Below are 22,431 nucleotides of genomic sequence, written 5' to 3' on the forward strand. Positions count from 1 at the left end.
GAATAAGGAAAAGAGGAGTCGACATGGCGAATTCCACCGTCTGGTGGCTGATTGCGGGGGTAGCCATCGTGGTCGAGTTGCTCTCGGGCACCGTCTATCTTCTGCTGCTGGCCGCCGGTTTCGCGGCCGCGGCAATCGCGGCGCACCTGGGCTTCGGCACCGTCACCCAACTGATCGTGGCCTCGGTCATCGGCGTGGGTGCCGTGCTGACCTGGTACTCGATCCAGCGCAAGCGCCCCCCTGCCCCGCCCACCGGAACCAACCGCGACGTGAACCTCGACATCGGCGAGACCGTTCACGTCGACGCCTGGAATGCCGACGGCACGGCAACCGTGCGCTACCGGGGCGCGCAATGGACGGTGGTCCAGCGCGCGGGCCGCACGCCGTCGACCGGCGAGCACCGCGTGGTCGAAGTCATCGGCAGCCGGCTGGTCGTCGACAAGGTTTAGTCAATACGTAGAACTCAGAAAAGGAAGCGCACCATGGAATTTTCGGTCCCTCTCATCATCCTGGTCATCGCGATCATCTTCATCAGCCAGTCGGTGAAGTTCGTACCGCAGCAGAACGCCTGGGTGCGCGAGCGCCTCGGCAAGTACCACGGCACCATGACGCCCGGCCCCAACTTCCTGATTCCGTTCATCGACCGGGTGGCCTACAAGCACAGCCTGAAGGAAATCCCGCTCGACGTGCCGAGCCAGATCTGCATCACGCGCGACAACACGCAGCTGCAGGTCGACGGCATCCTGTACTTCCAGGTGACCGATCCGATGCGCGCGAGCTATGGCTCGTCGAACTACATCGTGGCCGTGACGCAACTCGCACAGACCTCGCTGCGCAGCGTGATCGGCAAGCTGGAGCTCGACAAGACCTTCGAGGAACGCGACGTCATCAACGCCCAGGTGGTTGCCGCCATCGACGAGGCCGCGCTCAACTGGGGCGTGAAGGTGCTGCGCTATGAAATCAAGGACCTGACGCCGCCGAAGGAAATCCTGCTGGCCATGCAGGCACAGATCACGGCCGAGCGCGGCAAACGCGCGCTGATCGCGGCCTCCGAAGGCCGCCGCCAGGAGCAGATCAACATCGCCACTGGCGAACGCGAGGCCTTCATCGCCCGCTCCGAAGGCGAGAAGCAGGCGCAGATCAACAACGCCCAGGGTGAAGCCGCCGCCATTACCGCAGTCGCCACCGCGACGGCGGATGCCATCGAACGCGTGGCAGCAGCCATCCGCCAGCCGGGCGGCGAACAGGCCGTACAGCTGAAGGTAGCCGAGCGCGCCGTCGACGCCTACGGCAAGGTCGCGGCCGATTCCAAGACCACCCTGATCGTGCCGAGCAACATGAGCGAGACCGCCGCGCTCATCGCGTCGGCCATGCGCATGGTCCAGGCAGGCAAGCCGTCGAATCCGACCTGAACTGACTGCTACAATCGTGGGCTCAGGAGCGGTGGATGAGCGGTTTAAGTCGCACGCCTGGAAAGCGTGTGAGGGTTAATAGCCCTCCGCGGGTTCGAATCCCGCCTGCTCCGCCAGAGATTGATTGTTCGTAACCGTTCGCGAACAAGCAGACAAAGCAAGAAGCCCAAGTTGCCACAAGCACTTGGGCTTTTTTGTCGTCTGGCCCAACCAGACTTGAAAGGCAGTGCGTTGCTTTGCAACAACTTGCCCCCCGAACTCAGACACTTTCTTCTGGCAGTACCATCCAAAGGTTTTCATTTCAAGCCCACAAAGGAGCCTCGATGGCCGGACAACCGAAAACCCAGCCGCGTGGCAAGACACCGCTGGACCGCACCCTCGAAAAGAGCGAGCAGGTGGCTGCCGACGTGCAACGGGCGTCGGACAACCTCGCCGTGGTGAACACGGTGCTCGAACAGGAACTGCCCGAAGAAGTGCAGGTTGGCGAGGTGGCACAGGCCATCGAACACACCAGCCAGCTGGAAGAGAAGCTGGCCAAGTCCGCCGAGAAGCTGGCCGAGGTCAATGCCGCGCTGAGCGAGGAAATCGAGAAGCGTCTCGAGGTCACGGCTGAGCGCGACGAAAGCCAGGCTCTGGCCGAGAAGCTCAAGGCAAAGATCCGCGCCGAAAGCTCCGACTGACCGGCGCGCAATACGCCGTCCGTATCCTTTCTCCTACGCTGCATCAGCGTCAGGCACGCTACGCTATTGGTTCTCAAAGCGAAACCACGGCATGGCCCTCATCACGTTCCTCGTCGAGGACAACAAGACCATCAGGGATAACCTGGTCCCGGCACTCGAGGATTTGGTCAATGGCCGCGTGGTCGGCTTCGCCGAAACCGAAACGGAAGCCCTTGCATGGCTCGCGGCGCATCCCGACGACTGGCAGCTCCTGATCGTCGACCTGTTCCTGAAGGAAGGCTCCGGCCTCGGCGTGCTGGGCGGCTGCAAGACCCGCAAGCCCAGCCAGCGAGTGGTCGTGCTCAGCAACTACGTGACGGCGGATATCCGGGCGCGCTGCACGGCGCTCGGCGCCGATGCGGTATTCGACAAGTCACGCGACCTCGATGCCTTCATCGAGTACTGCAATGCCAACCGTCCATCGGGCCTTGCTCCGCTCTGAGCTCTGAATAAGCCGCCTTCGAAGCGGCCATGAAAAAAGGGCCCGAAGGCCCTTTTCTCTTTTGCGGACAACCGCAGGTTTGCCGAAATGAATCAGCGCACCACGGCGATCTGCGTGCGTGCACCACCCTTGTAGGTGTACAGCGTCAGGGCACCGTTCTTGATGTCGCCCTTTTCGTCGAAGGCGATCGGGCCGGTCACGCCCTTGTATTGCACCTTGCCAACTTCAGGCAGGTACTTGGCGGGGTCGGACGAACCGGCCTTCACCATGGCTTCGGCCAGCACGTTGACCGCGTCGTACACGTACGGTGCATAGATCTGCACTTCGACGCCGTTCTTGGTCTTGAACTTGGCCTTGAAGTCTTCCAGCGGCTGCTTGAAGTCGCCGTCCACACCGCCGGCTTCGGCGCAAACAACCATCTCTTCGCCGATGGCATCGCCAGCCAGCTTCGGCAGTTCGCTGGTGCACAGGCCGTCGCCGCCCATGAACTTGACGTTCAGGCCGAGTTGCTTGACCTGCTTGAGCATCGGGCCGCCAACGGCGTCCATGCCGCCGAAGAACAGGACGTCGGGCTTGGAGGCCTTCAGCTTGGTCAGGATGGCGTTGAAGTCGGTCGACTTGTCGGTGGTGAACTCGTGGCCCACGATGGTGGCGCCAGCGGCCTTGGCCGACTTCTCGAACTCTTCGGCAACGCCTTGGCCGTAGGCGGTACGGTCGTCGATCACGGCAATGTTCTTGCCCTTGAGCGTTTCGACTGCGTACTTGCCCAGCGTGCCGCCGAGTTGCGTGTCGTCAGCCACCACACGGAACGTGGTCTTGAAGCCTTGACGCGTGTACTTCGGGTTGGTGGCCGAAGGCGAGATCTGTGGAATGCCTGCGTCGCTGTAGAGCTTCGAGGCGGGGATGGTGGTGCCCGAGTTCAGGTGACCGACCACGCCGTTGACCTTTTCGTCCACGAGCTTCTGGGCCACAGCCGTGCCCTGCTTCGGATCGCCTGCGTCGTCTTCGGCGATCAGTTCGAACTTGGCAACCTTGTCGCCGATCTTGAGGCCCTTTGCATTCAGGTCTTCGATGGCCATCTTGGCGCCGAACTCGTTGTCCTTGCCGAGGTGGGCGATGGCACCGCTGGTCGGTCCCACGTGACCGATCTTGACGACCAGGGTTTCTCCGGCAGGTGCGGGTGCAGGTGCAGCCGGGGCCGCAGCCGTTGGCGCGGGCGCTGCAGCGGGAGCAGCAGCTTCTTCCTTCTTGCCGCAAGCCACGAGCGTGATTGCAGCCAGTGCGACCGCAGTCCATTTCAATTGCATGAGAACCTCCAGAACTTGGATGAAAAGAATAAAAAACCGGTCGTGTGATCCGGGCGCGCAGACCTCGCAAGTTTCGCGCCGCGGACCAGCGGCACCCTCACGCCCTTCCGACCTGCGGCGCAGTTTAGCCGAGGATTCAGGCTCCGGAAGCTGGCGTAGACCCTGTGTTTTCGCTGAGTTCGGCGGCCATGGCCTCGATCACCAACGCACGCAAAACGGCTTCGATTTCATTGCGCAATCGCGGCACCATCGCATCGAGTTGATGCTGAACGGCAGCTGACACGGTGTCGCTCAGACGCTCTTCCAGAGACAGGTCGACGCGCTGCAGGACGCGGTGCAACAACTGCTCTTCGAGGCTGACGATTTCCGCCTGCGAAAGCTGCGCGGCCGGCGGCAATGCCATGGCACTCGCCGGGTCAGGCTGGGGTGCTGGTGCGACCTGCGGCTCGGGGACCGCGGGCTCCTCCGGGATCTCGAGCACCGTGGTCAGCGTGGGAACGAACCGGGGCGGCGTGCGCAGTGTGCTGGCCATGTCAGGGACTCTTTGCGAAGTCGTGCGGCTGGATGGTGTAGCCACGATCGGCATAGTGGCGCCAGCGCGAACGACCGACCTGGCGGTCGTTGTCCTCGTCGCTCACGATGTCGATCATGCGTTCATAGCGCTCGAAGCCCGCAGGCACTTCGAGGCCCAGATTCACCAGCATTTCGCGGTGCGGCAGCGAGGCCGCATCAGCGCCCTGCGCCGACAGAACGACGGGCGAACGCGCGACCACATGAGCCGGCGCATCGCCTCGGCAGTGCGCGACGAAGTCCACCGGCGACAGCTGCCAGAGTGCCGCATCCACGGCGTCGAGCGCCTGCGCATCGCCCACGACTACCACGCGCAGGCCGCGCGCGTTCACGGCCTTGCGAACCAGCCGGCAGGCGTAGTTCAGCTTGTCACGCGCGTTGTAGTGAAAGCCGATTTCCGTCACTTCGTGGCCCGGGCCTTTTTGGCTGGAGCTTCAGGGGTCTTGGTTTTCTTGGCCTTGCCGGTCTTGGCGTCGCCGCTGGCCGCGCGACTCGTCAGGTACGACACCAGCAAGCCCACCGGCCGCCCGGTCGAACCCTTTGCCGCGCCGCTCTTCCACGCAGTGCCCGCGATATCCAGATGCGCCCAGGCGAAGTCGCCCGCGAAGCGCTGCAGGAACTTGGCGGCAGTGATGGCGCCACCCGCGCGGCCGGCAATGTTCGCCACATCGGCAAAGTTGCTCTTGAGGCCTTCCGCGTAGTCGTCATCGAGCGGCAGGCGCCAGCAGCGGTCCTGCGAGGTCTCGCCAGCGGCTTCGAGCGCCGCGGCCAATGCTTCGTTGGTCGAGAACAGGCCGCTGCGCACGCCGCCCAGGGCCACCACGCAGGCGCCCGTCAGCGTGGCGATGTCGATCACTGCCGCCGGCTCGAAGCGCTTGGCATAGGTCAGCGCGTCGCACAGGATGAGCCGGCCTTCTGCGTCGGTGTTGAGCACCTCGATGGTCTGGCCGCTCATGCTGGTCACCACGTCGCCCGGCTTCACCGCGCGGCCGTCGTTCATGTTCTCGCACGAAGGAATGAGGCCGACGACGTTGATGGCGGGCTGGATGTCGCCGAGCGCGCGGAAGGTGCCGAGCACGCTGGCCGCGCCGCACATGTCGAACTTCATCTCGTCCATTTCGGCAGCGGGCTTGAGCGAGACGCCGCCGGTGTCGAAGGTGATGCCCTTGCCGACCAGCACCACGGGCGCCTGGTCCTTGGGCGCCCCGTGGTAGCGCAGCACGATGAAGCGCAGCGGCTCCGCCGAGCCCTGCGCCACCGCGGCGAAGGAGCCCATGCCGAGCTTTTCGACTTCCTTCGGCCCCAGCACCTCGCACTTGATGTTCGGCAGCTTGGCCAGCCCCTTGGCGGCCTCGGCCAGCAGCGTGGGCGTGGCGTGGTTGGCGGGCCGGTTGCCCCACTCCTTGGCCAGTTCGATGCCCGCGACAGTGGCACGGGCGGCGTCGAAGGCGCCGGTGACGGCGGCGGCATCAGCCACGCCGACGGTCAGGTGGCGAATGCTGCGGGGTTCGGCCTTCGACTTGGTGGCGGTGTAGACGTAGCTGGCGTCAGCCGCCGCCGTGACGGCGCTGGCCACCGCCGCGCCCTCGGCAGGCTGGGCGAACACCACGGTCACGCGCTTGGGGGCCTGGGCCTTGGCCGAATTGACCGCCGCAACCACGCCGCTGCGAACCGAGGCGGGCTTGCCGTCGCCGATGGCGGCGAGCACCACGCGGGACGCCACGACGTCTTCCGGACGGTAAAGCCCCAGCAGCTTGCCGGCCTTGTCAGGCAGGTCGCCGGCCTTGCGGGCACTGGCGGCGAGCACCGACAACGGGTCTTTGGAGGTAAGAGGAGCGCTGCCGACGAGCACGATCAGGACATCGGATTTCTCGGCTGCGGCCTGGGCGACGGTGAGGGTCTTGAGTTGAAAGTCCATAATCCTTTTTTTCCTCGAACGATGTTATTCCATTCTTCCCTACGCAAGGAGCTGTCCCGCAGCTTCGGAGCGACCCTCGTGGTACTGGTCACCATCGTGATGACCATGATGCTCATCCGTACCCTCGGGCTCGCGTCCAAGGGCAGTGTGAACCCGCAGGAGGTGTTCCTGGTGATGGCCTACACGGTGCTCGGCTACATGCCGACCATCCTGAGCCTGAGCCTGTTCATCGCCATCGTCGGCACCCTGTCGCGCATGTACCGCGACAGCGAAATGGTGATCTGGTTTTCCAGCGGCCGCGGCCTGACCGACTTCATCAAGCCACTCTTCCGCTTCGCCTGGCCGGTGCTGATCCTGATCGCGGTGATGGCGCTGGTGGGCTGGCCGTGGGCCAACTCGCAGACCATCGGCATGCGCAAGCAGTACGAGCAGCGCAGCGACATCGAGCGGGTGGCGCCTGGTGAGTTCCGCGAATCCGCTGGCCGGGTGCGCGTGTTCTTCATCGACAAGGAGACGCCGGACAACTCCAAGGCCACCAACGTCTTCATCTGGTCGATCGAGCGCAACATGCAGATCACGACCTCGGCGCGCAGCGGCAGCATCGAGAACATCGGCGATTCGCGCTACCTGCTGCTCAACAGCGGCCAGCGGCTCGAGCAGCCCATGACAAACACCGGCCTGAAGATCAGCGAGTTCAAGACTTACGGCACCCGGGCAGGCGGCAACAGCGGCCTGGTCAACGACGCGACACCGCCGCGCGCGCGCAGCACGCTGTCCCTGCTGCCCGACACCAGCGACCCCAGCCGCGGCGAACTGGCCTGGCGCATCGGCATGCTGCTGACGGCCATCAACTTCGTGCTGCTGGCGCTGAATGTATCCAGCGCCAACCCGCGCGTCGGCCGAAGCGGCAACCTGCTTCTCGCGCTGTTCGCGTTCGTCGTGTACTACAACATGCTCAACCTGGGCCAAAGCTGGATCAGCTCGGGCAAATACAGCATGGGCAGTTTCATGCTGCTGTTGCATGGCGGCGTGCTGCTGATCAACCTGGCATGGCTCGGCGTTCGCCAGAACAACTGGGGCCGGCGATCAAAGCAAAGCTCGTCTGCCGCCGTGCTGCCCACACCCAAGATCGAACCCACGTGAAAACGATAAGACGCCTGATCTACGTGGAGGTGCTGAAGGCCGTTGCGTTCGTGACGCTCGGCTTCCTGAGCCTCTTTTTCTTCTTCGACTTCGTCGACGAACTGCAATCCATCGGCAAGCCGGACAGCCTCAACTACGGGCCCGCACAGGCGCTGGCCTACGTGATGCTGCTGGTGCCGAGCCACCTCTACGAACTGCTGCCGATCACGGTGCTGATCGGCTCCATCTTCGTGATGGCCCGGCTGGCGCAAAGCTCCGAATACACCATTCTGCGCACCAGCGGGCTGGGGCCCTGGCGTGCGCTGCGCACCCTGCTGCTGCTGGGCGTCGGCTTCGTCGTGCTGACCTTCGCCGTCGGCGACTATGTCGCCCCGGCCTCCGAGCGCACGGGGCAACTGCTCAAGGCCAAGTACCAGGGCATCTATTCGCTGGCGGGCAACACGGGCGCCTGGCTCAAGGAAAAACGGGGCAATGTCTCGTACGCGGTGAACGTGCTGTCCATCGACCGCAAAGGCGCGCTGAAGAGCCCGCGCATCTTCGAATTCGACGACAACGGCTACATCAGCACCCAGATCACCGCAGGCTCGGCCCGCATCGGCGACGGGCACTGGATGCTCACCGACGTGGAAGAGCAGAAGTACGACACGCGCGGCGCGGCCGACCAGGCCCGCATCGCCACGACCAAGACCCCGCAGCTGAACTGGGCCACCTCGCTGACCAGCGAAATGGTCTCGGTCGCGCTCCTGCGCCCCGACCGCATGAGCACGATCGACCTGTTCGACTACATCCGCCACCTCGACGCCAACGGCCAGACCGCGCAGCGCTACGAGATCGAGTTCTGGCGCAAGGTGTTCTATCCGCTCTCGTGCCTGGTGATGGTGGTGCTCGCCCTGCCCTTCGCCTACCTGCACTTCCGCCAGGCCGGCATCACCACCTATGTGTTCGGCGGCGTGATGATCGGCATCAGCTTCTTCCTGCTGAACAACGTGTTCGGCTACCTCGGCAACCTCAGCAACTGGTCGCCATGGCTCACGGCGGCGGCGCCGGGCATGATCTATTCGGTGATGTCGTTGACGGCCTTCAGCTGGCTGGTCTTGCGACGATGACCCAGGGCATCGTTTTACTGGCGCACGGTTCGCGCGACGAGCGCTGGCGCGAGCCCATCGAGGCCGTGGCCGAACGCGTGTGCAAAAACGAGCCGAATGCCCGCGTGGCCTGCGCCTACATGGAGCTGGCAACGCCCGACCTGCCCACGGCGACGGCGGCGCTGATTGCCAGTGGCGCCACCGCTATCCGCGTGGTTCCGCTGTTCCTGGGCATGGGCAAGCACGCTCGCGAAGACCTGCCGCACCAACTCGAGGCACTGCGCCAGAAATGGCCCGCCATTGACTTTTCGCTCGCGCGCATCGTCGGCGAAGAGCCCGAACTGGTCGATCTCCTGGCCAGAATTGCGGTCAAATAGTGAACATCCGGCAATTTCGATAGATTCCGAAGGCATAATGAATTCCGTAATAAGACGGAATTTGATATGAATCTGCATCAGTTCAAGTTTGTTCAGGAAGCCGTGCGGCGCAACCTGAACCTCACCGAGGCGGCCAAGGCGCTGCACACCTCGCAACCCGGTGTCTCCAAGGCCATCATCGAGCTCGAGGAAGAACTGGGCGTTGAAATCTTCGCGCGCCATGGCAAGCGGCTCAAACGCGTTACCGAGCCGGGCCAGCACGTCATCGCCAGCATCGAACTCATCATGCGCGAGGTGGGCAATCTCAAGCGCATCGGCGAACAGTTCAGCGCGCAGGACAGCGGCACCCTCTCCATCGCCACCACCCATACGCAGGCGCGCTACGTGCTGCCCGTGCCCGTGGCGAACCTGCGCGAGGCCTATCCCAAGGTCAACGTGAGCCTGCACCAGGGCTCGCCCGACCAGGTGGCTCGCATGGTGATCGACGAGATCGCCGAGATCGGCATCGCCACCGAATCGCTCGACGGCTACGCCGAGCTGGTGACCCTGCCCTGCTACGAATGGCAGCACGTTCTGGTGCTGCCCAAGGACCATCCGCTGGCCGCCAAGGAGCGCATTTCGCTCGAAGACCTGGCGAGCGAGCCGATCATCACGTACCACCCCTCGTTCACCGGCCGCACGCGCATCGACCATGCGTTCGCGCAGAAAAAGCTCACACCGCGCATCGCGCTCGAAGCCATCGACTCCGACGTGATCAAGACCTACGTGCGCCTCGGGCTGGGCGTGGGCATCGTGGCCGAAATGGCCGTGCGCGACGAGTCGAACGCCGACCTCGTGGTGCGCCCGATGGGGCATGTGTTCGGCCAGAATATTGCGCGTGTCGCGTTCAAGCGCAGCGCCTATCTGCGCAACTTCGTCTTCAAGTTCGCAGAGCTGCTGTCCGACCGCCTCGACCGCAACCTGATCGCCAAGGCCCTGAGCGGCCACCAACAAGACTACGAGCTATGAGCACAGTTCAAACCCCACGCACGCCCGACATCGTCACCAAGCTGCCGGCCGTCGGCACCACCATCTTCACCGTGATGTCGGCGCTGGCCGCCGAGAAGAACGCGGTCAACCTGGGCCAGGGCTTTCCGGATTTCCACTGCGATCCGAAGCTGCTCGAAGACGTCACGGCCGCCATGGCCGCGGGCCACAACCAGTACCCGCCGATGCCCGGCATCCCGGCGCTGCGCGACGCCATCGCCGCCAAGATCTCGGCGATGTACGGCTACAGCTACAGCGCGGCCACGGAAATCACCGTTACCGCCGGCGCCACGCAAGCCATCATCACTGCCATCCTCGCCATCGTGCGCCCGGGCGACGAAGTGATCGTGCTGGAACCCTGCTACGACAGCTACGTGCCCAACATCGAGCTGGCCGGCGGCAGCGTGGTGCGCGTGCCGCTCACGCCGGGCACCTTCCGCCCCGACTTCGACAAGATCGCCGCAGCGCTCACTCCGCGCACGCGCGCCATCATCATCAACACGCCGCACAACCCGAGCGCCACGGTCTGGACCGAAGCCGAGATGCGGCAGCTCGAAGAACTGCTCGCCCCCACCGACGTGTTCGTGATCAGCGACGAGGTCTACGAGCACATGGTGTTCGACAACGCCCGCCACGAAAGCGTGGCTCGCTTCCCGGGCCTGGCAGCGCGCAGCTTCATCGTCAGCAGCTTCGGCAAGACGTACCACGTCACCGGCTGGAAGGTCGGCTACGTGGCCGCGCCGGCCCCGCTGATGGCCGAATTCCGCAAGGTGCACCAGTTCAACGTGTTCACCGTGAACACGCCGATGCAGCATGCGCTTGCGCAGTACATGGGCGAGCCGAAGCCGTACCTCGAACTGCCGGCCTTCTATCAGCGCAAGCGCGACTTGTTCGCGGCGGGCCTGGCCGAAAAAACCCGCTTCAAGCTGCTGCGCAGCGAAGGCAGCTACTTCCAGTGCGTCGACATCTCGGCGGTGAGCGACCTGTCCGAAGCCGAGTTCTGCCTGTGGCTCACGCGCGAGATCGGCGTGGCGGCGATCCCGCTGTCGGCTTTCTACGGCGACGGCTTCGACCAGCGCGTGGTGCGCTTCTGCTTCGCCAAGAAGGACGAGACGCTGCTCGCCGCGCTGGAGCGCCTCGCGCGGCTCTGACGCCTGCGGCAGCCGCACGTCGATGACGAAACAGCCCACCACCATCATCAGGCTCGTTTTCAGCGTGGTCGGCGCGCTGCTGTGCGGCATTGCCCTGCTGCTGTACCAGCATACGTCGGCCTTCATCGCGTCGGCCAGCCGCACGCAGGGCGAAGTCCTGCGGCTGCTCCACGTGGAAAGCTCGAAGAGCAACAGTTCGGGCACCTGGAAGCCGCTGGTGCGCTTCAAGGCGCCGGGCGGCGAGATCATCGAGTTCACTCCGTCGAGCAGCAGCAACCCGCCGGCCTACGACGTCGGCGAGAAAGTCGACGTCTTCTTCGATCCACGCAACCCGCAGGACGCCATGCTGAACGGCTTTTTCTCGCTGTGGGGCGGCGCCGCCATCACCGGCGGCATTGGCCTTGTTTTCCTGCTCGTCGCGGTGGCGATGCTGTTCCTGCCTGCGCTGGCGCCGGCAACGCGCCGACGGCCAGGGTAGGACGTTCACCGACCACCGAAGGGGCGGCTCTCCGGCGATCCGCGCGACATGTCAGGGGGAGCATGAAAGCTCGTCACAACAACCGCCCTGGAGAAAACATGTCGCTCTCGTTCATTCTGCTGATCGTCCTGATCCTGATATTGATCGGCGCGCTGCCGAGTTGGGGATACAGCCGGGCCTGGGGCTATGGTCCCAGCGGCGGTGTCGGCCTGGTCGTGCTGATCGTCGTGATCCTGGTTCTCATGGGACGCATATAGGCCCAGGCACGCCGCAAAGAAAAAGCCCGCGCAAGCGGGCTTTTTTTCGTCCACTGCGGCCAGCGGATCAGGCCTGCAACTGCGCCCAGGCCTTGTCGAGCCGCTTCACGCTCACCGGCTGCGGCGTGCGCAGCTCTTGTGCGAAGAAGCTCACGCGCAGTTCTTCGAGCAGCCAACGGAACTCGAGCATGCGGTCGTCCACCACGCCCTTGCGTTCGGCCACAAGGCGCCAGTAGCGCTGGTCCTGCGGCTTCAGCTCGGCGAGCTTGGCGGCATCGCGCGCCGGGTCGGCGCGCAGCTTGTCGAGCCGCAGCACGATGGCCTTGAGGTAGCGCGCGAAGTGCTGCAGCTGCGTCCACGGCGCATCGGCGATGAAGCGCTTGCCGACGAGGCGCTGCAGTTGCTGCGCGGCGTCCTGCACGGCGTCGGGCTGGATTTTCGTGTCCTTGATCTTGCGCGCGGCCGCCGCGTATTCGATGAGGATGGTCGACGCGAGCCGGGCCACCTCGTTGGCGATCAGCGTGAGGCGGCCACGGCCCTCCTCCAGCCGGCGCTTGAACGCGAACTCGTCGGTCGGCAGCGGCTCCTGCAGGAAGGCGCGGTCGATCGCCACATCGATGATCTGCGTACGCAGCTCTTCGGAGGTGCCTAGCGGCATGTAGGCCACCGACATCTTCTGCAGGTCGGGAATGTTCTTCTCGAGGTACTTGAGCGCATCTTTCAGCTGCAGCGCGAACAGGCGGCGCAGGCCGGCGCGGTGCTTGGCAGCTGCCACGGCGGGCTCGTCGAACACTTCGATGGTCACCGCGTCGCCTTCATCGCGCAGCGCCGGAAAGCCGATCAGCGATTGCGAGCCGCGGCGCACTTCCATCAGCTCGGGCAGCTCGCCGAAGGTCCAGCCCGTGTAGCGCTGGCCGGCAGGCAATGGGGCGGGTGCGGGCTGGCTCGCGTCCTTCGCGGGCGCCCCGGACCTGCTTTCGGACACAGCAGCCGCATTCTTCTCCGGCGACGCCTTGACGTTGAGCCCAGCCAGCGCCTGGAAGGCACCACGCGCCTGCGCTCCAAGCTCGGCCTTCAGCGCACCGAGGTTGCGCCCCATGCCCAATTGCCGGCCGTGCTCGTCGATCACGCGCAGGTTCATGAACAGGTGCGGCGGCAGCATGTCGAGCTTGAAGTCCGCGCGCTTGACGTCGATGCTGGTCATGTCGCGCACGCGCTTGAGCAGCACGTCGGTCAGCGAGCCGGTGCCGAACAGCTCAGGCACGGACAGCTCTTCCGCCAGCTTCGAGGCCGACTCGGGCAGCGGCACCAGCCGCGAGCGCGGACGCTGCGGCAGGCTCTTGAGCAGTGCCTGGATCTTGTCCTTGAGCATGCCCGTCACCAGCCACTCGCAGCGCTCCTCGCTCACCTGGTTGAGCACGAACAGCGGCACGCTGGCCGTGAGGCCGTCCTTCGCGTCGCCGGGCTCGTGCAGGTATGTCGCGGCGCAATCCACGCCGCCGAGCCGCAGCGTCGGCGGGAACGATTGCGTCGTGATGCCGGCCGCCTGGTGGCGCATCAGCTCGTCGCGCGTCAGGAACAGCAGGCGCGGCTGTTCCTTGGAGGCTTGGCGGTACCAGTTCTCGAAAGTGATGCCGCTGGCCACGTCGACGGGCAGCTGTGCGTCGTAGAAGGCGAAGATCAGTTCGTCGTCGACCAGTACGTCCTGCCGGCGCGACTTGTGTTCCAGCCCCTCGACCTCGCGCACCAGCTTGCGGTTGGCCTGCAGGAACGGAAACTTGCTCTCCCACTGCCCGGCGACCAGCGCTTCGCGGATGAAGATCTCGCGCGCCGCGACCGGATCGACCTTGGTGAAATCGACACGCCGCCCGCTGTAGACAACAAGGCCGTACAGCGTTGCACGCTCCAGCGCCGACACCTGCGCGCCTTTTTTCTCCCAGTGCGGATCGAGCAACTGCTTCTTCAGCAGATGCTCCGCCACCTGTTCGAGCCACTGCGGCTCGATGTTGGCGATGCCGCGCCCGAAGAGCCGCGTGGTCTCGACCAGTTCGGCCGCGACGATCCATCGGCCCGGCTTCTTCTTCAGGTGCGCGCCGGGGTGCTTGTAGAACTTGATGCCCCGCGCGCCGAGGTACGCCTCGTCGTCTTCGAGCTTCCAGCCGACGTTGCCCAGCAGGCCTGCGAGCATCGACAGGTGCAGCGGCTCGTAGCCGGCAGGCTCCGCATTCAGGCGCCACTTGTGCTCGGTGACGACCGTGAGCAGCTGCGAATGGATGTCTCGCCATTCGCGCACGCGGCGGATGTTGATGAAGTTCTGCCGCAGCAGCTGTTCGTACTGCCGGTTGCTGAGCTTGTGCGTGTCACCGTGGCCGCCGCGCGCGTCGGCGATCCATTTCCACAGGCGAAGGTAGCCGCTGAACTCGCTCTTCTCGTCGTCGAACTTCGAATGCGCCTGGTCGGCCTGCTGCTGGGCTTCCATCGGGCGGTCGCGCACGTCCTGCACGCTGAGGGCCGACGCGATGATGAGCACTTCTTCGAGCGCACCGCGCGAGCGGGCTTCCAGGATCATGCGGCCCACGCGCGGGTCCAGCGGCAGCCTCGACAGCTCGGCGCCGGTGTGCGTGAGCTCGTTGGCATCGTCGACCGCGCCCAGTTCGTTGAGCAACTGGTAGCCGTCGGCAATCGCGCGCGGCGACGGTGCCTCCAGGAACGGAAAGCGCGCCACGTCGCCCAGGCGCAGCGACTTCATCCGCAGGATCACGCCGGCCAGCGACGAACGCAGGATTTCCGGATCGGTGAAGCGCGGGCGGCCTTCGAAATCTTTCTCGTCGTAGAGCCGGATGCAAATGCCGTTCGCCACGCGCCCGCACCGACCCGCGCGCTGGTTGGCCGCCGCCTGGCTGATCGGCTCGACCAGCAACTGCTCGACCTTGCTGCGGAAGCTGTAGCGCTTGACGCGCGCCGTGCCGGTGTCGATCACGTAGCGGATGCCCGGCACCGTGAGCGAGGTTTCGGCCACGTTGGTGGCCAGCACGATGCGCCGTCCCGTGTGGCCGTCGAAGATGCGGTCCTGCTCGGGACCCGAGAGCCGTGCGAACAGCGGCAACACCTCGGCATTGCGCAGCAGCGGCTGGTGGCTCAGGTGGCGGCGCAGGTGGTCGGCCGCCTCGCGGATTTCGCGCTCACCGGGCAGGAAGACGAGGATGTCGCCTGCGTTGTGCGGATCGCGCCAGAGTTCGTCGACGCCATCGGAAATGGCGTCGTTCAGATCATGCTCGCGCGATTCTTCGAAAGGCCGGTAGCGCTGCTCCACCGGGAAGGTGCGGCCCGACACCATGATGGTCGGTGCAGGCCCCTTGGCCGAGGCGAAATGCTGCGCGAAGCGATCGGCATCGATGGTGGCCGAGGTGACGATCACCTTCAGGTCGGGCCGGCGCGGAAGAATCTCGCGCAGGTAGCCCAGCAGGAAGTCGATGTTCAGCGAGCGCTCGTGTGCCTCGTCGATGATGAGCGTGTCGTAGGCCTTCAGCAGCGGATCGGTCTGCGTCTCGGCCAGCAAAATGCCGTCGGTCATCAGCTTGACCGAGGCGTCCCGGCTCAAGCGGTCTTGAAAGCGCACCTTGAAGCCGACCACGTCGCCCAGCGGCGTCTTCAGCTCTTCGGCGATGCGCTTGGCCACCGAGCTCGCGGCGATGCGGCGCGGCTGTGTGTGGCCGATGAGCCGCCCCTTGCCCGGCTCGGCATTGAGCTTGCCGCGGCCCAGTGCGAGCGCGATCTTCGGCAGTTGCGTGGTCTTGCCCGAGCCCGTCTCGCCGCAAACGATCACGACCTGGTGCGCCGATATGGCGGCCATGATTTCGTCGCGCCTGCCCGAGACAGGGAGCGATTCGGGAAATTCGATGCGGAGAGGTGTCGTGGTCGTCAAGGGAAGGCAGTCGTCGGGCTGGCGCGGCGGGCAAACCATCGATTATCGGTGCGCACCGCGGCTGTTGCACGGCATCCACAGCGCGCTGCTTCGTCGCAACACGATCCGTAAATAGTCTTTACTCAATTGCAAACCGCTACTACGATCGCGTCCCATGTCCTATCGCCTTGCCCCCACCACCTTGCGCCGTCGCTGCGCAAGCCATGCGCCCGCCGCGCATGGGAGGGTCAAGTTGCCTCGCCCGGCCTGAAGCCCGCGCCCTCGCTCATGTCGGCGCGCTTCGGACACTGAAGCGCCGCAACCGACACCCACAGCGTCTTGCCTGCCGACTCCTTCATTTCGAAGGAGCGGCCGCCTTTGTCGTACCTGCTCGATTCAAAGAATCAAAAAAAGAAAAACACCATGTCCAAAGACATCCATTCCCGCCTGCACGCCGAGCTCGCAGAGCGCACGCGCCACCTGCAGACCGTCGCCGAAGCCCTGAAGACCGAGCTCTTCGGCATCGACGACATCATCGACCGCGTGATCGATTCGCTGCGTGCCTGGTATGTGCTGCCGCAGATCATCAGCCGCCCCGTCATCGTCTGCCTCTGGGGCCTCACCGGCACCGGCAAGACGCAGCTGGTGCGCAAGCTCGCGCAGCACCTGGGCTTCTACGACCGCTTCATCGAAGTGCAGATGGACGGCTTCAGCCACGGCTCGGGCTACCACAGCCGCGGCTCCATCTCGGCCATGCTGGCCGAATCGGGCATCGCCGAAGGCACGCCCGGCATCCTGGTGCTCGACGAGTTCCAGCGCTTTCGCACGGTCGACGGCAACGGCAACGACGCCAAGGTCGAGCGCTACCAGGACGTGTGGGCACTGCTGTCCGACGGCCGCCTGCCGCCCGCGCTCTCGATGCTCGGCGAGATCGAGTCGTCGCTCGCGCATGCCGAGTTCGTGCAGGACCGCGACGGCGCCGACAAGAAGAAGTTCGACAAGAAGCGCAAGCTGCACCTGTCGCCCTGGGAAGCGCGCGAAGTCAAGCGCTGCCTGAAGCTCTCCGAGACCCTGCTGCAGATCATGGCGTGGAAGCCCGCCGAGGTGCACGCGCGCCTGCGCGCCTTCCGTGACACGCAGCAAAGCTGGGAGACCGACTACAGCAAGCTGCTGGTGTTCGTCTCGGGCAACCTCGACGAGATGTACGCCGAGACGGCCCAGCGCGTCGAAGACTGCGACACCGACGCCGACATCTTCCACGCGCTGACGAAGAAGCTCTCCGTCATCGACGTGAAGAAGGCGCTGGCCGAGCGCTTCCGCCCCGAGCAGATCGCCCGACTGGGCAACAACCACGTGATCTACCCCTCGTTCAACCGCGCGACCTACGTGCGCCTGATCCTGTCGATCTGCGACCGCTACGTGGCCGAGATCCAGGAAAGCTCCGGCGTGCGCTTCGTGCTCGACGCTAGCGTGTACGAGCAGATCTACGCCAACGCCGTGTTCCCGGCGCAGGGCACGCGCCCGCTGTTTTCGTCGATCCACGCGATCCTGAGCGCGACGCTGGTCAATGCCGCGCTGTGGGCGCTGGAGCAACGCGCCGACGGCAGCGAGCCGGTGTGGCTCACGCTGGACGCGGGCGCATCGTGCATCACGGCCAAGTACCGCAAGGCGCGCCGGCAGTTTCCGGTCGCGCTGGAGCTGAACCGCCTCAAGCAGCGCTCGAGCGAGGACTTCCGCGCCCTGCTCGCCGTGCACGAGGCAGGCCACGGCGTGGCCTACGGCCTGCTGTTCGCCCGCGCACCGCAGGAGATCAAGATCAACGTGGCCTCGTTCGAGGGCGGCTACAACAGCTACGAGCAGCGCAAGGCCTGGTCGAAGGAGAACCTGCGCGACCGCATCTGCGTGAGCCTCGCGGGCCGAGCCGCCGAACAGCTGGTGTTCGGCGAGCAGGCCTGCACCTCCGGCGCCACGCAAGACTTCATGCAGGCGACTGCCTATGCCGCGCAGTACGTGCGCCACTTCGCCTTCGGCACGCGCCTGAGCCGCACCGACGTCGCGAACGACCCGGGCGACAACGTCAACACCGACATCGAGGTGACCAACCCCGAGATCGAGGCCCTGCTGGCGCAGGAGCACGCACGCGCACTGGCGCTGCTCGACGCGCATACGCCTGCGCTGATGGCGGTGGTCGACGCACTGCTGCGCGAGGGCTCCATCGCGCCGGCCGAACTGGCCGCGATGCTCGAGCTGCCGGACCCGGCGGCCGGCGCGGCCACGGATGCCTACGCGGCGCTGCTGGCGACCTTCCGCGCCCGCAACGCCGGCCTGCCACCGCCGACGCCACCCACGGGCGCAGGAGCGGCCATTCCCGCCAGCGCAGCCCGCGTGCTGCGCGCGATCGCCTGAGTCAGGCAAATGACGCCTCATGAATGCACAATCACGCCCCATGTCCACCGTCTTCAATTTCACCTTCGTGCCCTGGTTCCGCTCGGTCGCGCCCTACATCCACACGCACCGCGGTAAGACTTTCGTGGTCGGCCTGGCGGGTGAGGCGATTGCGGCGGGCAAGCTGCAGAACATTGCGCAAGACCTGGCACTGATCCAGAGCATGGGCGTGAAGATCGTGCTGGTGCACGGCTTCCGGCCGCAGGTCAACGAACAGCTCGCGGCCAAGGGCCACGAGGCGCGCTATTCGCACGGCATCCGCATCACCGACGAGGTGGCGCTCGACTCCGCGCAGGAAGCCGCCGGCCAGTTGCGCTATGAAATCGAGGCCGCCTTCAGCCAGGGCCTGCCCAACACGCCGATGGCGGGCTCGACGGTTCGGGTGATCTCGGGCAACTTCATCACTGCGCGCCCTGTCGGCGTGGTCGACGGGGTGGACTTCAAGCATTCGGGCCTGGTGCGCAAGGTGGACGCGGCCGGCATCCGCCGTACGCTGGACTTCGGCGCGATGGTGCTGATGTCGCCCTTCGGCTTCTCGCCCACCGGCGAGGCCTTCAACCTGACGATGGAAGAGGTGGCCACCAGCGTCGCCATCTCCATCCAGGCCGACAAGCTGATCTTCCTGACCGAGATCCCGGGCATCCGCATCGACAGCGAGCTGCCCGAGAGCGAAGACAACCCGATCGACACCGAGCTGCCGCTGGACGCCGCCGAAAAGCTGCTGGCCTCGCTGCCGCCGGCCCAGAAGCCGACCGACACGGGCTTCTACCTGCAGCACTGCGTGAAGGCCTGCAAGGGCGGCGTGGAGCGCAACCACATCCTGCCCTTTGCGCTCGACGGCTCGCTGCTGCTGGAGGTATACGTGCACGACGGCGTCGGCACCATGGTGATCGACGAGAAGCTCGAAAGCCTGCGCGAAGCCACGGTGGACGACATCGGAGGCATCCTGCAGCTGATCGAGCCCTTCGAGCGCGATGGCACGCTGGTCAAGCGCGACCGCAACGAGATCGAGCGCGACGTGGGCCACTACACGGTGATCGAGCACGACGGCGTGATCTTCGGCTGCGCGGCGCTCTATCCCTACCCCGAGGCGCGCACCGCCGAGATGGCCGCGCTTACGGTTTCGCCCCAATCGCAGTCGCAGGGCGACGGCGAGCGCATCCTCAAGCGCATCGAGCACCGCGCCAAGGCCATGGGCCTGGACAGCATCTTCGTGCTCACCACGCGCACCATGCACTGGTTCCTCAAGCGCGGCTTCCAGCAGGTCAACCCCGACTGGCTGCCCGAAGCGCGCAAGCGCAAGTACAACTGGGATCGCAAGAGCCAGGTGCTGGTCAAGAAGATCTGACCGCCCGCTGAAAACCCACGAAGGAGACTGCCCCGATGACGCTCGCCACCGCCCTTCTCTTCGCCATCGTGGCCTTCGCGGCCATCGCCACGCCCGGCCCCACGGTGCTGCTGGCGCTCAGCAACGGTTCGCGCCACGGCGTGCGCCGGGCGCTGCCGGGCATGCTCGGCGCGGTGCTGTCTGATTTCGTGCTGGTCGGCGCCGTGGCGCTCGGCCTGGGCGCACTGCTGGCGGCGTCGGAGTTCTGGTTCTCGATGCTGAAGTGGGTCGGTGCGGTGTACCTGGCCTGGCTCGGGCTGCGCATGCTGCGCTCTAAGGGCGGTTTTCACCTGCCGGCGGCCGATGCCGCGCCTTCGGTCACGGCGGGCGAAAGCCGGCGCATCTTCTTCAAGTCTTTCCTGGTGGCGGTGACCAACCCCAAGGGCTACATCTTCTGCTCGGCCCTGCTGCCGCAGTTCATCGATCCCTCGGCCGCGCAGGCGCCGCAATACATCGTCATTGCCCTGATCTTCGCGGGCCTGGACATGGCTGTGATGCTGGCCTATGCCTTCGTCGGCGCCCGCGCTATCCGGCTGCTGACGGTGTCGGCCACGCGCTGGATCGATCGCGCCTGCGGCGGCATGCTGCTGGCGCTGGCCGGCTCGCTGGCCTTCTACCGGCGCAGCGCGGCCTGACGCCTGCCAGCCGTCATGGCTGCCAGTAGCCGCTTCGGCAGGAGCGGTAACACCTGTCACCGATAATCCCGGGCATGAATCCCCTGCTTTCCCGGTTGCAACCCTATCCCTTCGAACGGCTGAAGCAACTGTTCGCGGGCGTCACGCCCAACCCCGAGTTCCCGGCCATCAGCTTGGGCATCGGCGAACCCAAGCACGCCACGCCGGGCTTCATCAAGGACGCCCTGAGCGCCAGCCTCGGCGCGCTGGCCGCCTACCCCGCCACCGCCGGCGACCTGGCGCTGCGCACCGCCTTCACCGACTGGCTGAAAACCCGCTACAGCCTCGCCCTCGACCCAGCCACCCAGGTACTGCCCGTCAATGGTTCGCGCGAAGCCCTGTTCTCGCTGGCGCAGACCGTGGTCGACCCCACCGTTTCGCCGCAGCCGGTGGTGATGTCGCCCAACCCGTTCTATCAAATCTACGAGGGCGCGGCCCTGCTCTCGGGCGCCGAGCCGTACTACGCAGCCAGCGTGCCCGCGCGCAATTTCGCAGTCGACTGGGACAGCGTGCCCGAGGCCGTCTGGGCCCGCACGCAGCTGGTGTTCGTCTGCTCGCCGGGCAACCCGACGGGCGCGGTGATGTCGCTGGACGAGTGGAAGAAGCTCTTCGCCCTGTCTGACCGCCACGGCTTCGTGATCGCCGCCGACGAGTGCTACAGCGAGATCTACTTTCGCGACGAGCCCCCGCTCAGCGGCCTCGAAGCCTCGGTGAAGCTCGGCCGGCCCGACTTCCGCAACCTGATTGCGCTGACCTCGCTGTCCAAGCGCAGCAACGTGCCCGGCCTGCGCAGCGGTTTCGTGGCGGGCGACGCGGCCATCATCAAGAAGTTTCTGCTCTATCGCACCTACCACGGCAGCGCCATGAGCGGCACCGTGGCCGCGGCCAGCATCGCGGCCTGGGGCGACGAGTCGCATGTGGTCGACAACCGCGCCCAGTACCGCGCCAAGTTCGCGGCCGTCACGCCGCTGCTCGAACCCGTGCTCGACGTGCGGCTGCCCGACGCCAGTTTTTACCTCTGGGCCGGCGTGCCCGAAGTGTGGGCTGGCGACGACGAAGCCTTCGCCCGCGCGCTCTACGCTCAATACAATGTGACGGTTCTGCCGGGGAGCTATCTCGCGCGCGAGACCGCGCACAGCGCCAACCCGGGCCGCGGCCGCATCCGCATGGCACTGGTGGCCGAAACAGCCGAATGCGTGGAGGCCGCCGAGCGCATCGTCCGCTTCTGCAAGGACACCCGCCGCTGACCCGCTTTCCTGCCCCGATTTTTCACCCGAGACCTTCTCAATGACCCAGCAACTGCAACAAATCATCGACGCCGCGTGGGACGACCGCGCCAACATCTCGCCCACCGCCTCGTCGGCCGAAGTGCGCGACGCCGTCGAGCACGTCATCACCGAGCTCAACAACGGCAAGCTGCGCGTGGCAACCCGCGAAGCCGTCGGCCAGTGGACCGTGCACCAGTGGATCAAGAAGGCCGTGCTGCTGTCGTTCCGCCTGAAGGACAACGAGCAGATGCAGGCCGGCTCGCTCGGCTTCTACGACAAGGTGCCCACCAAGTTCTCGCACCTGTCGGCCGGTGAGCTGAAGGAATCGGGCGTGCGCATCGTGCCGCCAGCCGTGGCCCGCCGCGGCAGCTTCATCGCCAAGGGCGCGATCCTGATGCCCTCGTACGTGAACATCGGCGCCTACGTGGGCGAAGGCACCATGGTCGACACCTGGGCCACCGTGGGTTCGTGCGCACAAATTGGCGCCAACGTGCACCTGTCGGGCGGCGTCGGCATCGGCGGCGTGCTCGAGCCGCTGCAGGCCGGCCCTACCATCATCGAAGACAACTGCTTCATCGGCGCCCGCTCTGAAGTGGTCGAAGGCGTGGTGGTCGAAGAAAACTCGGTGCTGTCGATGGGCGTGTTCATCGGCCAGAGCACCCCCATTTACGACCGCGCCACCGGCGAAACCCATTTCGGCCGCGTGCCCGCCGGCTCGGTCGTCGTGGCAGGCAGCCTGCCCAAGGACAACGGCCGCTACAGCATGTACGCAGCCATCATCGTGAAGAAGGTCGACGCCAAGACGCGTTCCACCACTTCGCTGAACGACCTGCTGCGCGACTGATCGGCTCCTTCAAGGCCGAACCCT

The 22,431-nt window shown here is 65.6% G+C and carries 21 protein-coding genes and 1 tRNA gene; 17 read left to right on the plus strand and 5 right to left on the minus strand.

Annotation, left to right across the window (positions count from 1 at the left end; genetic code table 11):
* Positions 1–23 precede the first annotated feature (23 nt).
* The 5 genes from BLW48_RS07815 (at position 24) to BLW48_RS07835 (ending at position 2,573) form a co-directional block, all read left to right on the plus strand.
* Positions 24–449 carry an NfeD family protein gene (locus BLW48_RS07815; protein ID WP_093054742.1) on the plus strand — a complete coding sequence of 142 codons (426 nt, stop codon included), beginning with the start codon at positions 24–26 and terminating at the stop codon, positions 447–449.
* A 33-nt stretch (positions 450–482) separates the two neighbouring features.
* A complete protein-coding gene (locus tag BLW48_RS07820) occupies positions 483–1,412 on the plus strand; it encodes an SPFH domain-containing protein (RefSeq protein WP_093054740.1) in 930 nt (309 codons plus the stop codon).
* 25 nt (positions 1,413–1,437) lie between these two features.
* Positions 1,438–1,528, plus strand: a tRNA-Ser gene (locus tag BLW48_RS07825).
* Positions 1,529–1,735: 207 nt separating this feature from the next.
* Entirely contained in the window at positions 1,736–2,092 is a 357-nt protein-coding gene (locus tag BLW48_RS07830) for a hypothetical protein (RefSeq protein ID WP_093054735.1), read from the plus strand.
* 91 nt (positions 2,093–2,183) lie between these two features.
* Positions 2,184–2,573, plus strand: a complete 390-nt coding sequence (locus BLW48_RS07835; RefSeq protein WP_093054733.1) for a response regulator — start codon at positions 2,184–2,186, stop codon at positions 2,571–2,573.
* A 92-nt stretch (positions 2,574–2,665) separates the two neighbouring features.
* Here BLW48_RS07835 and BLW48_RS07840 read toward each other — a convergent pair whose 3' ends face one another.
* The 4 genes from BLW48_RS07840 to BLW48_RS07855 all read right to left on the minus strand — a co-directional run bounded on the left by BLW48_RS07840 (position 2,666) and on the right by BLW48_RS07855 (position 6,368).
* On the minus strand, positions 2,666–3,880 hold the full coding sequence (locus tag BLW48_RS07840; RefSeq protein WP_093054731.1) for a branched-chain amino acid ABC transporter substrate-binding protein: 1,215 nt from the start codon (positions 3,878–3,880) through the stop codon (positions 2,666–2,668).
* A 136-nt stretch (positions 3,881–4,016) separates the two neighbouring features.
* Positions 4,017–4,412: a hypothetical protein gene (locus BLW48_RS07845; RefSeq protein WP_093173875.1), complete on the minus strand. Its 396-nt coding sequence runs from the start codon at positions 4,410–4,412 to the stop codon at positions 4,017–4,019.
* Between the two features lies 1 nt (position 4,413).
* Positions 4,414–4,854, minus strand: a complete 441-nt coding sequence (locus BLW48_RS07850) for a DNA polymerase III subunit chi (protein ID WP_093173877.1) — start codon at positions 4,852–4,854, stop codon at positions 4,414–4,416.
* A complete protein-coding gene (locus BLW48_RS07855) occupies positions 4,851–6,368 on the minus strand; it encodes a leucyl aminopeptidase (RefSeq protein ID WP_093173879.1) in 1,518 nt (505 codons plus the stop codon). Before BLW48_RS07855 ends, BLW48_RS07850 begins: the two co-directional genes overlap by 4 nt.
* A gap of 21 nt (positions 6,369–6,389) precedes the next feature.
* Here BLW48_RS07855 and lptF point away from each other — a divergent pair, with 21 nt between their 5' ends.
* From lptF to BLW48_RS07890, 7 genes are all read left to right on the plus strand, one after another.
* A complete protein-coding gene (gene lptF, locus BLW48_RS07860) occupies positions 6,390–7,511 on the plus strand; it encodes an LPS export ABC transporter permease LptF (protein ID WP_093173881.1) in 1,122 nt (373 codons plus the stop codon).
* The gene (lptG, locus tag BLW48_RS07865) at positions 7,508–8,617 is read left to right on the plus strand and encodes an LPS export ABC transporter permease LptG (RefSeq protein ID WP_093054722.1); all 1,110 of its coding nucleotides are present in this window, start codon (positions 7,508–7,510) and stop codon (positions 8,615–8,617) included. The genes lptF and lptG overlap by 4 nt, the downstream gene beginning before the upstream one ends.
* Positions 8,614–8,973 carry a sirohydrochlorin chelatase gene (locus BLW48_RS07870; RefSeq protein WP_093173883.1) on the plus strand — a complete coding sequence of 120 codons (360 nt, stop codon included), beginning with the start codon at positions 8,614–8,616 and terminating at the stop codon, positions 8,971–8,973. The genes lptG and BLW48_RS07870 overlap by 4 nt, the downstream gene beginning before the upstream one ends.
* Positions 8,974–9,039: 66 nt before the next feature.
* Positions 9,040–9,981, plus strand: a complete 942-nt coding sequence (locus BLW48_RS07875) for a CysB family HTH-type transcriptional regulator (protein ID WP_007832298.1) — start codon at positions 9,040–9,042, stop codon at positions 9,979–9,981.
* Positions 9,978–11,150 (plus strand): pyridoxal phosphate-dependent aminotransferase, encoded by a 1,173-nt coding sequence (locus BLW48_RS07880; RefSeq protein ID WP_093173885.1) that lies wholly within the window; start codon positions 9,978–9,980, stop codon positions 11,148–11,150. The genes BLW48_RS07875 and BLW48_RS07880 overlap by 4 nt, the downstream gene beginning before the upstream one ends.
* A 22-nt stretch (positions 11,151–11,172) precedes the next feature.
* A complete protein-coding gene (locus BLW48_RS07885; RefSeq protein ID WP_093173886.1) occupies positions 11,173–11,628 on the plus strand; it encodes a DUF3592 domain-containing protein in 456 nt (151 codons plus the stop codon).
* A gap of 98 nt (positions 11,629–11,726) precedes the next feature.
* Positions 11,727–11,885, plus strand: coding sequence for a DUF3309 family protein (locus BLW48_RS07890; RefSeq protein WP_093054714.1), 159 nt, complete (start codon positions 11,727–11,729; stop codon positions 11,883–11,885).
* A gap of 67 nt (positions 11,886–11,952) precedes the next feature.
* Here BLW48_RS07890 and hrpA read toward each other — a convergent pair whose 3' ends face one another.
* Positions 11,953–15,738 (minus strand): ATP-dependent RNA helicase HrpA, encoded by a 3,786-nt coding sequence (gene hrpA, locus BLW48_RS07895; RefSeq protein WP_371127541.1) that lies wholly within the window; start codon positions 15,736–15,738, stop codon positions 11,953–11,955.
* A 474-nt stretch (positions 15,739–16,212) separates the two neighbouring features.
* On the opposite strand from hrpA, the gene BLW48_RS07900 reads away from it, so the two are divergent.
* The 5 genes from BLW48_RS07900 to dapD all read left to right on the plus strand — a co-directional run bounded on the left by BLW48_RS07900 (position 16,213) and on the right by dapD (position 22,407).
* Positions 16,213–18,195, plus strand: a complete 1,983-nt coding sequence (locus tag BLW48_RS07900; RefSeq protein ID WP_093074613.1) for an AAA family ATPase — start codon at positions 16,213–16,215, stop codon at positions 18,193–18,195.
* Between the two features lie 40 nt (positions 18,196–18,235).
* Positions 18,236–19,582 (plus strand): amino-acid N-acetyltransferase, encoded by a 1,347-nt coding sequence (gene argA / locus BLW48_RS07905; protein WP_093054709.1) that lies wholly within the window; start codon positions 18,236–18,238, stop codon positions 19,580–19,582.
* A 35-nt stretch (positions 19,583–19,617) separates the two neighbouring features.
* The gene (locus BLW48_RS07910; protein ID WP_093173888.1) at positions 19,618–20,256 is read left to right on the plus strand and encodes a LysE family translocator; all 639 of its coding nucleotides are present in this window, start codon (positions 19,618–19,620) and stop codon (positions 20,254–20,256) included.
* A 74-nt stretch (positions 20,257–20,330) separates the two neighbouring features.
* Positions 20,331–21,542, plus strand: a complete 1,212-nt coding sequence (gene dapC, locus BLW48_RS07915; protein ID WP_093173890.1) for a succinyldiaminopimelate transaminase — start codon at positions 20,331–20,333, stop codon at positions 21,540–21,542.
* Between the two features lie 40 nt (positions 21,543–21,582).
* The gene (dapD, locus tag BLW48_RS07920; RefSeq protein ID WP_093054703.1) at positions 21,583–22,407 is read left to right on the plus strand and encodes a 2,3,4,5-tetrahydropyridine-2,6-dicarboxylate N-succinyltransferase; all 825 of its coding nucleotides are present in this window, start codon (positions 21,583–21,585) and stop codon (positions 22,405–22,407) included.
* Positions 22,408–22,431 lie beyond the last annotated feature (24 nt).

Origin of the sequence: Variovorax sp. YR266 (assembly GCF_900107295.1) — a bacterium.
GTDB lineage: Bacteria > Pseudomonadota > Gammaproteobacteria > Burkholderiales > Burkholderiaceae_C > Variovorax.